The sequence below is a fragment of the Ideonella sp. genome, assembly GCF_035254525.1.
Classification (GTDB): domain Bacteria; phylum Pseudomonadota; class Gammaproteobacteria; order Burkholderiales; family Burkholderiaceae_C; genus Ideonella.
Genome location: NZ_DATFAN010000056.1, coordinates 1 through 12,425 on the forward strand (window position 1 = coordinate 1; position 12,425 = coordinate 12,425).

Here is a 12,425-nt window from a genome sequence, read left to right on the forward strand (position 1 = left end):
CCGCCCGCGCCAGGCAGAGACGACGTGGAACAGCAGCAACGCCGCCGCCATGCCGAACCACTGCCAGGCATAACCCCGGTGCTTGACGCTGCGGTCCTCGGGCGCGGGCCAGTTCCGCACCAGCCCGTCGGCGGCGTCGCCAGCATCCTGCAGCAGCAGCACCGGCTGCACCACCTGCTGCGTGCCGGCCGCGTAACGCTCGAGGTCGACGCGGGCCCACAGCCGCTGCGACGGCTCCGGCCGGTCAGGCATCAGGAACGGGCGCTTCGTCGACGGCGCCTGCGCGGTGCCGGTGACCTGCACCGACCCCTCGGGCACCGGCACCTGCGGCAGCACGCCCCGGCCCTGCGGCCAGCCTACCCAGCCGCGGTTGACGAGCAGGCGCGTCTCGCTGCCGTCGATCTTCAGCGGCGTGATCACGTGCACGCCGGGCACACCGTGCTCCTGCCGGTTGTCGATGAAGAACTGCTGGGCCGCGTCGTAGCGGCCGTGCACCGTGAAGCGCGCCGCTTCGGCCAGGGATGCCTGCACGAGCCGCCCGTCGAGCGTGGCGGGCGGCAGATGCGAACGCTGCGCATGCAGCGCCACAGCGGCCTCGGCCTGCAGCGCCTTGGTGTATTGCCACCAGCCCAGACGCATGAACAGGGCTATGCCAGCCAGCGTGGCCAGCAGCGGCAGCACCCGCCGCACACCTCGCATCAGACCCTCATCTCAGTTGCTCCGCCACCCATCAAGTGGCGTGCGCGGATCCGGCTCTGCCGGTCCGCTGCGCGAGCCCCCTCGGGGGGCAGCCCCCGGAAGGGGGCGTGGGGGTTCACCTCAAAGCCAGTAGACGAACACGAACAGCCCGAGCCAGACGACGTCGACGAAGTGCCAGTACCAGGCCACCGCCTCGAAGGCGAAGTGGTTGTGGGCCGAGAAGTGCCCGCGCAGGCTGCGCCCCAGCATCACGATCAGCATGATGGCGCCCAGCGTGACGTGCAGGCCGTGGAAGCCCGTGAGCATGAAGAAGGTGGCGCCGTAGACGCCGGCACCCAGCGTCAGGCCCAGCTCGCTGTAGGCATGCATGTACTCGGCCGCCTGGCACCCGAGGAACGCCAGGCCCAGCGCCACCGTGAGCGCGAGGCCGATGTTCAGCTGCGCCCGCTTGTTCTTCAGCAGGCCCCAGTGCGCAATGGTCAGCGTCACGCCCGAGGTCAGCAGCAGCAGCGTGTTCACCGCCGGCAGGCCCCAGGGTGCCATCGGCGTGAACGCCTCGCCCAGCGGGCCGCTGCTCGGCCAGGCCGCGGCAAAGCCGGCGTACGGCGTCAGCGCCGCGTCGTAGCCGCCGAGCTCGGGCACGGCGATGCGCCGCACGTAGTACAGGCCGCCGAACAGGCAGGCGAAGAACATCACCTCCGAGAAGATGAACCAGACCATGCCGATGCGGTAGGACCGGTCCTCCCAATGCGTGTACTTGCCGCGCAGGTTCTCGCCGATGATCTCGCCGAACCAGCCGACCAGCACGTACAGGATGCTGGCCGCGCCGAGGTACATGCTCCACAGGCCCTGCGGCACGCCGTTCAGGCGGAAGATGAAGCCGGCGGCGAGAAGGAAGATGCCGATCGACAGCAGCAGCGAGTAGCGGCTGGCCCCGGGCACGTAGTAGGCGCCGCGCGGGGCAGGCAGGGCATGGAGGGCTTGGTCGGTCATGGCGGGGTCTCCCGGCGGCTCAGGTCATGCGCGCAAGGCTCAGGTGCGGGCCTTGGGCGCCTCGAAGAAGGTGTAGGACAAGGTGATCGTGCGGATGTCTTCGTGCAGCGTGTTGTCGACGACGAAGACCACCGGCATCGTGCGCACCTCGCCCGGCTGCAGCGTCTGCTGGCTGAAGCAGAAGCACTCGACCTTGCGAAAGTGCGCGGCCGCCGTGGCCGGCGTGATGCTGGGCACCGCCTGGCCGACGAACACGCGGCCGGCCTCGTTGCGCACCACGTAGCTCGTGTGCACGAGGCTGCCGGGGTGCACCTGCAGCGAGAAGGCCTCGGGCTTGAGATCCAGTGCGACGCCGGGCATCGAGTGGCTCAGGAACTCGACCTTCACCCAGCGCGAGGCATCCACCTGCGTGTTCGGCGCCGGCGCCAGCGCGCTCGTGTTGGTGCGGCCGTTCAGGCCGGTGAGGCGGCAGAACACGTCGTAGATCGGCACCAGCGCGAAGCCGAAGGCGGTGAAGAACACCGCCACCAGCGCAAGCTGCATGGCCAGGCGGCGGTTCGCCTGCGTCACGCCCATCAGCGCACCGCCGACAGCCCGTGGCCGGGCGAAGGCTCGATCGCCGGCGGCGTCTCGAACGAGTGGTAGGGCGCGGGCGACGGGATCGTCCACTCCAGGCCCTGCGCGCCGTCCCAGGCCTTGCTCGCGGCCTTCGGGCCGCCGCGCACGCACTTCACCACGTTGTAGATGAAGATCAGGTGCGAGGCGCCGAGCACGAAGGCCCCGATGCTGGACAGCATGTTCCAGTCGGCGAAGACCAGCGGGTAGTCCGGGATGCGGCGCGGCATGCCGGCCAGGCCCACCAGGAACTGCGGGATGAAGGTCAGGTTGACGCCGACCAGCGCCATCCAGAAGTGGGCCCGGCCCAGGCGCTCGTCGAGCATGTGGCCGGTCCACTTGGGCAGCCAGTAGTAGATCGCCGCCATCGAGCCCAGCGCCGTCGTCGGGTACAGCGCGTAGTGGAAGTGCGCGACCAGGAAGTAGGCGTTGTGGTACTGCGGGTCGGCCGCGGCATCGGCCAGCACCAGGCCGGTCAGCCCACCCCAGCCGAACAGCACGATGAAGCCGATCGCGAACAGCATCGGCGTCTCGAAGCTCATGGCGCCGCGCCACAGCGTGGCGATCCAGCAGAAGAACAGCACCGCCAGCGGCAGCGAGATCGCCATCGTGCTGTACATGAAGTACAGCTGGCTGCCGGTGGACATGCCGCTGGTGAACATGTGGTGCGCCCACACGACCACCGACAGCCCGCCGATGGCCCACATCGCATACACCTGGGCGCGATAGCCGTAGGGCGGCTTGCGCGCGAAGGCCGACAGCACGTGCGGCACCGCGCCGGCGATCGGCAGCAGCAGCACATACACCTCGGGATGGCCCATGAACCAGAAGATGTGCTGCCACAGCACCGGGTCGCCGCCGCCGGCCGCGTTGAAGAAGTGGGTGCCGAAGTGGCGATCCAGCAGCACCATCGTCACGCCGCCGGCCAGCACCGGCATGATCGTGATCAGCAGGATCGCGGTGACCAGGAAGCCGTGCGCGAACAGCGGCATCTTCATCAGCGTCATGCCAGGCGCGCGCATGTTCAGCACCGTGACGATGACGTTGATCGAGCCGAGGATCGACGAGATGCCCAGCATGTGGACGGCGAAGATCGCGAAGTCCATGCCCCAGCCGCTCTGGATCGACAGCGGCGCGTACATCGTCCAGCCGGTGTCGACCGCACCGGGCCCGACGCCCAGCAGCCCCATCACGAAGGGCATCACCAGCATCACCGCTGCCGGCGGAAGAATCCAGAAGCCCCAGTTGTTCAGGCGCGGCAAGGCCATGTCCGGCGCACCCAGCACCAGCGGCAGCATGTAGTTGGCCAACCCGGTGGCGACCGGCATCGCGAAGCCGAACACCATGATCAGGCCGTGCAGCGTGATCAGCTGGTTGAAGAACTCGGGCTGCATCAGCTGCAGGCCAGGGCGGAACAGCTCCGCGCGGATGCCCAGCGCCATCGCCCCGCCGACCATCAGCATCGTGATGCCGAACACGAGGTACATCAGGCCGATGTCCTTGTGGTTGGTGGTCGAGATCCAGCGCACGATCCCACTCGGGTGGGGGTGATGGCCGTGGTGCGGCTCAATGGCCAGTTCGTTCGACATCCGGCAGCTCCGTCGATGCGTGAATTGAAGAAAGGAAGGAGTCAGAGGGCCGGCTTGGCCGGCGCGGCGCCGTCCGCCTTGGCCTCGGCGCCGGCGCTGGCCGTGGCGTTCGCGCGCTTGTGCGCCGCGAGCCATTCCTTGAACTCGGGCTCGGGCACGACCTTGACGACCACCGGCATGAAGCCATGCTCCTTGCCGCACAGTTCGGAGCACTGGCCGCGGTAGGTGCCGGGCTTGTCGACCTTGGCCCAGAACTCGCGCAGGAAGCCCGGCACCGCATCGCGCTTGACGCCGAAGGCGGGAATCCACCAGCTGTGGATCACGTCGTTCGAGGTCGTGATGAAGCGGATCTTCTTGCCCACCGGCACGACCAGCGGGTTGTCGACCTCGAGCAGGTAATGCTCGCCCTTGGGCTGCTCGTTGTCGATCTGCGCGCGCGGCGTGACCAGCCGGCTGGTGAACTGCACGCCCTCGGCCGGGAACTCGTACTGCCACAGCCACTGGCTGCCGGTGACCTTGACCACCAGGTCGGCCTCGTTGCGCGAATCCTCGTAGTTCAGAACCGCGTGGTAGGCCGGCACGCCGAACACGCCGAAATCGATGACCAGCAGCGCGGCGAACGGCACCAGCACCCAGAACCACTGCTTGGGCGAGCGCGGCGCGACGAAGCTCGCCGCCTGGTGCCCGCGCGACTTGCGGTGGCGCCAGAACGAGAACAGCATGATCGCCAGCACCGAGAAGAAGATCACCAGGATCACCAGCATGAACAGGTTGTGCACATGCAGCGTCTCGCGCGCGATCGGTGTCACCGGCTCGGGGAAGTTGTACGAATAGTCCGCCCATGCGGCCACCGGCCCCCACGCGGCGAACGCGCCCCCCACCCACTTCGTCAATGCCTTCATAACGCCCACTTCTGCTGCGGGGCCGCGCCCCGATTCATTGGCCATCGTTGAGGTGCCCGCGCTCAGCGGAACCGGCTGCGCTGCACCGTGGCCAGATCGCCCGTCAGGCTCTCGATGTAGTGGGCCAGGGTCTGCAGCTCCTGGCTGCTGAGCTGCTTGACCATGCCGGCCATGATCGGGTTGCCGCGGCCGACGAACGCCTTGTCGGCGGTCTGGTAGGCCTTCAGCGCGTAGTACAGGTAGTCGCCATGCTGGCCGGCCAGCTTGGGGAAGGCGGGGCTGATGGGCTTGTTGAAATCGGCGCCATGGCAGCCCGAGCAGCCAGCCTTGTCCACCAGCGCCTTCGCGGCATCGGCGTTGATCGGCTCATGGGCTGCGGCGGCGGCCAGGTGGGGCTTCGCCGCCTCGAAGTAGGCGCCCAGATCGGCCATGTCCTGCTCGCTCAGCGTCTGTGCCACCGCGCGCATCGACGGGTGCTTGCGCTCGCCGCGCTGGTACTCGGCCAGCGCCGTTGCGATGTACTGCGCGTTCTGGCCGTACAGCTTGGGCACGCGGTGCACGTCCGGGAATCCGGTCTTGTAGCCGACGATCCCATGGCAGCCGATGCACATCGCATTCTTCTGCTCGCCCGCTGCGGCATTGCCCGCCGGGGCGCCGCCTTGCGCATGCGACAGCGTCGCGAAGGCGAGCGCCAGGACCGCCGCGACGGCGGCACGAGAAATGTGGGTGGTCTTCATAACGAGGTGCATCGGCAACGAACGACAGGCCGGTCGGCGGCCCCTCGGGCGCTATTCCGACAATGTTTGATCCATCACAAACTGCTTGAGGCTCAAATCTGCTATTGGCAAATTGACGCTTGTCAATCGGCACTTACGCTAGTGCAGGAGTCTCTGACCCTTAAGACCACGCGTCAACAAGGGTTTTCCAATGGGTCGGCACCCGTTGGCTTGCCGCCCTTCGGCGAGCGACGCTTCGGCAGGCCGCTTTCTTGATGATTCCTAAGGAATCCGCCAGCCGGTCGAACCGCCGCGTGGCCTGACGATCGGACGCTGCAGGTGGGCGGCCCACGCCCCCCCGGGATGTGCAAAAGGAGATCGAGATGTCGTCCATCAGAACCCAAACCCTGCTTGGCGCCGTCATGGCTGCCGCTCTGGCGGCATCGCTGGCCGGCCCCGCCCTTGCCGAAACGGCAGCGCACAGCCACAGCGCGGCCGCCCCCCACCAACTCAGCTTGAACCAGGGCCACAAATGGGCGACGGACGATGCCTTGCGCAACGGCATGGAGCGCATCCGTGGCCTCGTCCAACCCCAGTTGGACGCCGCGCACGCCGGCAAGCTCACGCCGACGCAGTACCTCGAACTGGCCCACCGCATCGAGGGCGAGGTCGGCGGCATCGTCGCCAACTGCAAGCTCGAGCCCAAGGCCGACGCGATGCTCCACCTGGTCATCGCCGAGCTGGGCGCCGGCACCGATGCGATGGCCGGCAAGAGCGCCACGCTGCGCCCGGAACTCGGCCTGGTCAAGGTGGCGCAGGCCGTCAATGCCTACGGCAGCCATTTCGAGCACCCTGGCTTCACGCCGATCCACGCCGGCCACTGATGGGCGGCGTGAGAATCGCAGCGATGCAGACCCCTGCCTTTTTCGGTGCCACCGCGCAGATCGTCGCTGCCGATCCGCTAGCCGGGCTGCTGAGAGCGGTCGATGGCGGTGTCATCGAGTACCGCCATGTCGGCGGCCGGCCGCGTTGACCGGCCCGTTGCCACATGCACTGGCGGCAATGACCCATCGGGAAGCGCCCGCCGCGACCCTGCTGGCGCGGCTGCCGATGTTCAAGGAGCTCGACGCGGGCGCATTGGGCCGCCTGGCCACGGTCGTGGTGCGCCGGCCGCTCAAGCGCGGTGAGGTGTTGTTCCGGAAGGGCGAGCCGGCGGCCGGCATGTACGTGGTCGTCTATGGCGACATCAAGCTGACGTCGAGCACCCCGGCGCGCGGATCCCGCCTGTCGGGCACCGTCGGGCCCGGGCAGAGCCTCGGCGAGCCGGTGATGTTTCTCGAGCGGCCGACGCTCGTCGACGCCCAGGCCGCGTGCGACGCGCTGGTGCTGCAGGTGCCCAAGGAGGCCGTGTTCGCGGAGATCGAGCGCAACCCGAAGTTCGCCCGCCAGATGATCTCGGGCCTGAGCAGGCGCGTCGAGGCGCTGGTGCGCGAGCTCGACCGCCAGGCCACCGGTACCGGCAGCGCCCGCCTGATCGCCTACCTGCTGCGACACGCCCGCGGCGAGGCGAGCCTGGTGCTGAGCCTGCCAGCCACCAAGGGCGAGGTCGCTTCCCAGCTCAACCTGACGCCCGAACACTTCTCGCGCATCCTGCGCGAACTGAGCGACGCGGGTTTGCTGCAGGTGCAGGGCCGGCGGATCACCGTGCCGGACACCCACCGGCTGCAGCGGGCGGCGACGAGACGCTGACGCCACCGACACGCGAAGCAGCCGTGACCAGCGAGGCCGGGAATGAAACACGGCGCGCCTGCATCCAATAGGCATCCACGCCGAATCCAGGAGGCTTCCATGCACAACGCCGTCGCGATGACCACCATCGCGAGAGACAAGATGGACGATGTCGAACTCGCCGCCCGAGCGGCCAGCGGCGACGACGCCGCGTTCGAATGCATCATGCGGCGCCACAACCGCCTGCTGTTCCGCACCGCGCGCAGCGTCCTGAAGAGCGATGCCGAGGCCGAGGACGCCTTGCAGGACGCCTACCTGTGCGCCTGGCGTGCCATCGGCAGCTTCCGGTCCGACGCCAAGCTGTCAACCTGGCTCGTTCGCATCGTCATCAACGAAGCGCTGGGGCGACTGCGCCGCCGCGGGGCGCAGGTGCTCGCCATCCATGCCTCGATCGACCAGGAGGACGTCCGCATGGAAGACCTGATCGAGGGCAACCCGGACGACCGACCCGAGCGTGCCGCCATGCGGTCCGAACTGCGCGGCCTGATCGAAGCATGCATCGACACCCTCCCCGAGGCGTTTCGCACGGTGTTCATGCTGCGGGCCGTCGAGGAGATGAGTGTCGAGGAGGTCTCGGCCGCGCTCGGCCTGCCGGAATCGACCGTGCGCACGCGCCTGTTCCGCGCGCGTGGCCTGCTGCGCGAGGGCCTGGCGCGCGACATCGACCTGGCCATGGCAGACGCCTTCTCGTTCGACGGGGCGCGCTGCGACCGCATCGTGTCGGCCGTGATGGCCCGTCTGGCCGCCGGCCCGGGCGAGCCGGAACGCCGCTGACGCGGCCTACATCGAACGGGCTCAATCACTCACCAGGAGCCCTTGATGTCGTTCTTCCAGATGTCTTCACCGAGCGTGGCACGCCGCCTGTTCCTCGCCCATTCCGGCCTGGCACTGTCCGGCGCGGCCGTGGCGCTGCTGGCCGGCCAGGACGCACTGGCGGCCCAGGCTGGCAGCCCCAGCGCCAATGACGTGCCGATCCTCAACACCGCGCTCGGCGCCGAACTCGAAGCGATCGCGGCCTATCAGCTCGGCGCCGAGAGCAAGCTGCTGAAGGCCGGCGTGCTGGACCTGGCACTGAGCTTCCAGGGGCACCACAAGGAGCATGCCGACATGCTGGCCAAGACCGTGCAGAAGCTCGGCGGCAGCCCCGTGCAGGCCAAGGCCAAGTACAACTTCCCCGTCGAGCAGCTCAGGTCGCAGGCCGATGTCCTGCGCTTTGCCGCCAGCCTGGAGCAAGGGGCCGTCAGCGCCTACCTGGGTGCGGTGCCGTTGTTCGGCAACCGCGATCTGTCCAAGGCAGCGGCCAGCATCCTCGGCGACGAGGCGATGCACTGGGCCATCCTGCGCCAGGCCCTGGGCGACACGGCCGTGCCGGCAGCCTTCATGTCATGAAACGGCAGGCCCTGGCCATCACCGGTGCGCTCATGCTGGCGGGGCTCGCCACGGCGCCCCTTGCGCGGGCGCAGACAGGCGTGGCCAGCCTGGCACGTGGCGAGCAGGTCTACGCCCGCTGCCTGGCCTGCCACGCCCTGGCCTACGACCGCGTCGGGCCGCGCCATTGCGGGCTGTTCGGCCGCCGGGCCGGCACGGTGCCGGGCTTCGCCTACTCGCTTGCGATGAAGCAGGCCGGGATCACCTGGGACACCCGGACCCTCGACCGTTTCCTGGCCGAGCCGACGAAGGTCATCCCGGGCACCACGATGACCTACGACGGCGTGCCCGATCAGCATCAGCGGGCCGAGCTGATCGCCTACCTGCGGCAGGTCGATCAGACGCCGGCGTGCCGTACCCGATGAGGCGGAAGTCTGGCGCTGCCCGCTAACCGTGAATGTGAATGCCGCGCCGGCTCGAGGCGCCAGCACCACCTCAATCGGCGGCCTTCTTCGAGCACGTGTTCCAGAAGGCTTGGCCGCTGCGCGACGTGCACGTCACACCCATCGGCAACTTCATGCTCGATTTCGATGCCGCCGAGGCGCGTACATCGGCCGGCTCGAAGGTGATCATCCCCGACGCCGATCGACGTCACGGCGTTCATGCCTTGCGCCATCGCCGCCTGAGGCATCAGCGCCGCGAACAACGAGCCCACCATCAAAGCAAGACCTGCCCGTGTCGAGAAGTGCATTCGAATCTCCCTGAAGCGACCGCGAGAACTTTACCGGGCTGCGGCCTTGTCGCCGGCAGGCAATGTTGGTTGTTCGCGTGCCGGCAGGTCAACCACCTGAGGTTGGTGGGATTCGCATGGCTCGGTGATGTCCCGCGGAGTGGTGCAAGTCATCAGCCCGGACAGGCTGACTGTGGTACTGCACAGGCCTCGGATTTATCCCGTGATGATGGGCTGCAGGGTCTCGATCTCTTCGACGAAGAAATCGAACAACGCGGACACGCGCGGCGTTCGCCGCAACTCACGCGTCGTCAGCAGGCGCCAGATCCGCGACAACTCGGCGACCGGCTCGAGCACCCTCACGAGATCGGGCTCCGCGTCGCCGAGGGGCAGGGGCAGGGGCCCGATGCCGATGCCCGCCTTGACCGAATAGACCAGACCGAGAACGCTGCTGCTGCGTGCTGCCATCGGTGCATCCGGCGCGACCTTGCGCAGCCATTGGGCGATGCGATGCTTGGCCATCGTGTCGTCGAAGCCGACCAGCGCATGCTTGGCGAGGTCCTCGATGTTCACGGGTTGACCATGACGCTCGATGTAAGTCCGGCTCGCGTAGACCGCCCAGATGGAGTCGCCGATCTTGCGGCCCACCAGTTCGTCGTCGTCGCTGTCGCCCGAGCGCAGCGCGACATCCGCGTCGCCCTGGCTGAGGTCGATGTACTTGTCACTCATCACGAACTGCACGCGCAGCGCGGGGTGCCGGGCGTGGAAGCGATCGAGCAGCCCTGTCTGCATGATGCGATTCACGATCGGCTCGGGGCAGGTCAGGCGGATCACGCCGGCGGTCTCTGTGCCGAGCGTGCACAACTGTCGCTCGAACGCCTGCACCGAGCGTTCGACGGCCTCGGCGAAGGGCAACAACTCCTGGCCGAACGCGGTCAGGCGGTAGCCGGTCGGCTGGCGCTGCACGAGCGACTGGCCGATGCGCCGTTCGAGTTCGACGAGCCGACGTTGCACAGTCGACTGGTCGACGCCCAGCGCACGACCAGCGGCCAGCGTGCTGCCATGTCTCGCTACGGCGAGCAGATGCTTGAGATCGTCCCAGTCGAAGGCCATCGGGCTATGCGCTATTGCGGCCCCATCATGCAGTTTCGCGCCTTACGCCGCGAAGCGCCAGTACCTAAGCTGAGCGCATGAACTCATCGATCGACGACCGCATCCACGGCAACCAAGCCTTCAAGGCGAGCATGCGTGCCCAGTGGGATACCGCCGCCGCAGGCTGGAACGCCCACGCCGCGGACATCCGGCATTGGCTGCACAAGCCGACCGATGCCATGTGCCGCATGGCCGGCGTGCGGAGGGGCTCCCGCGTGCTCGACGTCGCAGCGGGGTCGGGCGAGCAGACGCTGGCCATCGCGCAGCAGGTGGGTGCACAGGGCCATGTGCTCGCCACCGATCTGTCGCCCGTGATCGTGGCGCTGGCGCAGGACAACGCCATCCGCGCCGGCTTCACCCATGTCGAGACCCGGGTCGCCGACGGCGAGGACCTCGGTGTGCCCGAGGCCTCCTTCGATGCCGCGGTGTGTCGGCTCGGGCTGATGTTCTTCCCCGATCCGCTGCAAGGGTTGCGCGAGATCCATCGCGCGCTGCGGCCCGGCGGCGGCGTCTGCACCATGGTGTTTTCGCGCCCCGAGAAAAACCCCTGCCTGACGATCCTCATGTCCACGGCCCTGAAGCACGCGGGCCTGCCGGCGCGCGACCCCTTCTCCGCCGGTGGGCTGCTCAGCCTGGGTCAGCCAGGTCGCATCGACGCCCTCTTCAGATCGGCCGGGTTCCATGAGGTCGCGACCATCGCACTTGAAGCGGTGTTCCACCTGCCCTCGGTCGACCACTACCTGGCCTTCGTCCGCAGTTCGGCGAGCCCGATCCTGCAGATCCTCGGTCGGCTCGATGCGGCTTCGGCCGAAGCGGCCTGGAGCGAGATGCGGGAGCGTTTGATGTCCTTCACCTCCCACGAGGGATGGGAGGGCCCGAACGAGCTGCTGTTGACTGCGGGGCGCCGCCCCGAGGGGACGACATGAACCGTTCGATGCAAGGCGACCGCGCGTGCGGACGCACGCACCTGCTGCCGAGCGCCGACAGCTTCTGCGCGCCGTTGTCGACAACCGGCCCGGCGCTGCCAAGCAGATCAGCGTCAGCGCGTCTCGACGCCGCTATGCGTCGATATTCGCCGCCCTCAGCGCATTGGTCTCGATGAAATCGCGACGCGGCTCGACCTCGTCGCCCATCAGCATCGTGAACACCTTGTCGGCCTCGATGGCGTCTTCGATCTGCACGCGCAGCAGGCGGCGCACGGTCGGGTCCATCGTGGTTTCCCAGAGCTGGGCGGGGTTCATTTCGCCCAGGCCCTTGTAGCGCTGCCTCGACGTCGAGCGTTCGGCTTCCGAGATCAGCCACTTCATCGCGGAGCGGAAGTCGCCGACCTTTTCTTCCTTGGCCTTCTCGCCTTCGCCGCGCAGCACCCGCGCGCCCTCACCCAGCAGGCCGCGGAAGGTGTTGGCCGCTTCGGCCAGGGCCGCGTAGTCGGCGCCGTGCACGAAGTCCTGGGTGATCACGCTGCTCTTCACGTTGCCGTGGTGGCGGCGGCTGATGCGCAGGATGGGCTTGTCGCTGCGGGTGTCGAATTCGCCCGCCACTTCGGCGGGGGCCGCGTTCGTGAGCTTGTCGATCTCCTGCAGCTTCGCCTGCAGCTTGATCGCGCTGGCCTCGGCCTCGGTCACCGTATCCAGGTTCAACTGCACGCCATCCGCGATCGCGCGCAGCGCCTCGGCATCCATGAACCCCGACAGCCGCTCGATCACGCGCTCCGCCGCCTGGTGCTTGCGCGCGAGTTCGGCCAGGGTATCGCCGGAAAGCGTCGTCGGCGTGGCGCCGCCCGTTTCCACCTTCGCGCCCTGCAGCGCGATGCGCAGCAAAAAGCCATCGAGCTCGGAGCCGTCCTTCAGGTACAGCTCCTCCTTGCCCGACT

Annotated in this window: 15 protein-coding genes and 1 pseudogene; 7 read left to right on the top strand and 9 right to left on the bottom strand. The window is 68.1% G+C overall.

What is annotated here, in order from left to right; all coding sequences use genetic code 11:
- The 6 genes from VJ693_RS05095 to VJ693_RS05120 form a co-directional block, all read right to left on the bottom strand.
- Positions 1 to 699 (bottom strand): SURF1 family protein (locus tag VJ693_RS05095; protein WP_324152407.1); only part of this gene is annotated, 699 nt, incomplete at its 3' end.
- A gap of 120 nt (positions 700 to 819) precedes the next feature.
- On the bottom strand, positions 820 to 1,692 hold the full coding sequence (locus VJ693_RS05100) for a cytochrome c oxidase subunit 3 (RefSeq protein ID WP_324152408.1): 873 nt from the start codon (positions 1,690 to 1,692) through the stop codon (positions 820 to 822).
- A 39-nt stretch (positions 1,693 to 1,731) separates the two neighbouring features.
- Positions 1,732 to 2,268 carry a cytochrome c oxidase assembly protein gene (locus tag VJ693_RS05105; protein WP_324152409.1) on the bottom strand — a complete coding sequence of 179 codons (537 nt, stop codon included), beginning with the start codon at positions 2,266 to 2,268 and terminating at the stop codon, positions 1,732 to 1,734.
- Positions 2,268 to 3,896, bottom strand: coding sequence for a cytochrome c oxidase subunit 1 (locus VJ693_RS05110; protein WP_324152410.1), 1,629 nt, complete (start codon positions 3,894 to 3,896; stop codon positions 2,268 to 2,270). Before VJ693_RS05110 ends, VJ693_RS05105 begins: the two co-directional genes overlap by 1 nt.
- Before the next feature lie 41 nt (positions 3,897 to 3,937).
- A complete protein-coding gene (gene coxB, locus VJ693_RS05115; RefSeq protein ID WP_324152411.1) occupies positions 3,938 to 4,798 on the bottom strand; it encodes a cytochrome c oxidase subunit II in 861 nt (286 codons plus the stop codon).
- Positions 4,799 to 4,860: 62 nt separating this feature from the next.
- Positions 4,861 to 5,535 (bottom strand): c-type cytochrome, encoded by a 675-nt coding sequence (locus tag VJ693_RS05120; protein WP_324152412.1) that lies wholly within the window; start codon positions 5,533 to 5,535, stop codon positions 4,861 to 4,863.
- Positions 5,536 to 5,936: 401 nt separating this feature from the next.
- Here VJ693_RS05120 and VJ693_RS05125 point away from each other — a divergent pair, with 401 nt between their 5' ends.
- The 6 genes from VJ693_RS05125 (at position 5,937) to VJ693_RS05150 (ending at position 9,095) form a co-directional block, all read left to right on the top strand.
- Complete coding sequence (locus tag VJ693_RS05125) at positions 5,937 to 6,398, top strand: hypothetical protein (protein ID WP_324152414.1); 462 nt, start codon at positions 5,937 to 5,939, stop codon at positions 6,396 to 6,398.
- Positions 6,399 to 6,421: 23 nt separating this feature from the next.
- Positions 6,422 to 6,547 (top strand): hypothetical protein, encoded by a 126-nt coding sequence (locus VJ693_RS05130; protein ID WP_324152416.1) that lies wholly within the window; start codon positions 6,422 to 6,424, stop codon positions 6,545 to 6,547.
- Positions 6,548 to 6,576: 29 nt separating this feature from the next.
- Positions 6,577 to 7,263, top strand: a complete 687-nt coding sequence (locus VJ693_RS05135; RefSeq protein ID WP_324152417.1) for a Crp/Fnr family transcriptional regulator — start codon at positions 6,577 to 6,579, stop codon at positions 7,261 to 7,263.
- Positions 7,264 to 7,362: 99 nt separating this feature from the next.
- Entirely contained in the window at positions 7,363 to 8,076 is a 714-nt protein-coding gene (locus VJ693_RS05140) for an RNA polymerase sigma factor (RefSeq protein WP_324152418.1), read from the top strand.
- Positions 8,077 to 8,121: 45 nt separating this feature from the next.
- Positions 8,122 to 8,691, top strand: coding sequence for a ferritin-like domain-containing protein (locus tag VJ693_RS05145; protein ID WP_324152419.1), 570 nt, complete (start codon positions 8,122 to 8,124; stop codon positions 8,689 to 8,691).
- Complete coding sequence (locus VJ693_RS05150; RefSeq protein WP_324152420.1) at positions 8,688 to 9,095, top strand: c-type cytochrome; 408 nt, start codon at positions 8,688 to 8,690, stop codon at positions 9,093 to 9,095. Before VJ693_RS05145 ends, VJ693_RS05150 begins: the two co-directional genes overlap by 4 nt.
- A gap of 70 nt (positions 9,096 to 9,165) precedes the next feature.
- On the opposite strand, the gene VJ693_RS05155 is transcribed toward VJ693_RS05150, so the two are convergent.
- Both VJ693_RS05155 and VJ693_RS05160 read right to left on the bottom strand, forming a co-directional pair.
- Entirely contained in the window at positions 9,166 to 9,303 is a 138-nt protein-coding gene (locus tag VJ693_RS05155) for a hypothetical protein (RefSeq protein WP_324152421.1), read from the bottom strand.
- A 313-nt stretch (positions 9,304 to 9,616) separates the two neighbouring features.
- On the bottom strand, positions 9,617 to 10,513 hold the full coding sequence (locus VJ693_RS05160; RefSeq protein WP_324152422.1) for a LysR family transcriptional regulator: 897 nt from the start codon (positions 10,511 to 10,513) through the stop codon (positions 9,617 to 9,619).
- 77 nt (positions 10,514 to 10,590) lie between these two features.
- Between VJ693_RS05160 and VJ693_RS05165 the strand changes: the two genes are divergently transcribed.
- Positions 10,591 to 11,478 (top strand): class I SAM-dependent methyltransferase, encoded by an 888-nt coding sequence (locus VJ693_RS05165; RefSeq protein ID WP_324152424.1) that lies wholly within the window; start codon positions 10,591 to 10,593, stop codon positions 11,476 to 11,478.
- A 132-nt stretch (positions 11,479 to 11,610) separates the two neighbouring features.
- On the opposite strand, the pseudogene gyrB reads toward VJ693_RS05165, so the two are convergent.
- Positions 11,611 to 12,425, bottom strand: a pseudogene (gene gyrB / locus VJ693_RS05170) (DNA gyrase subunit B); the annotation flags it as partial.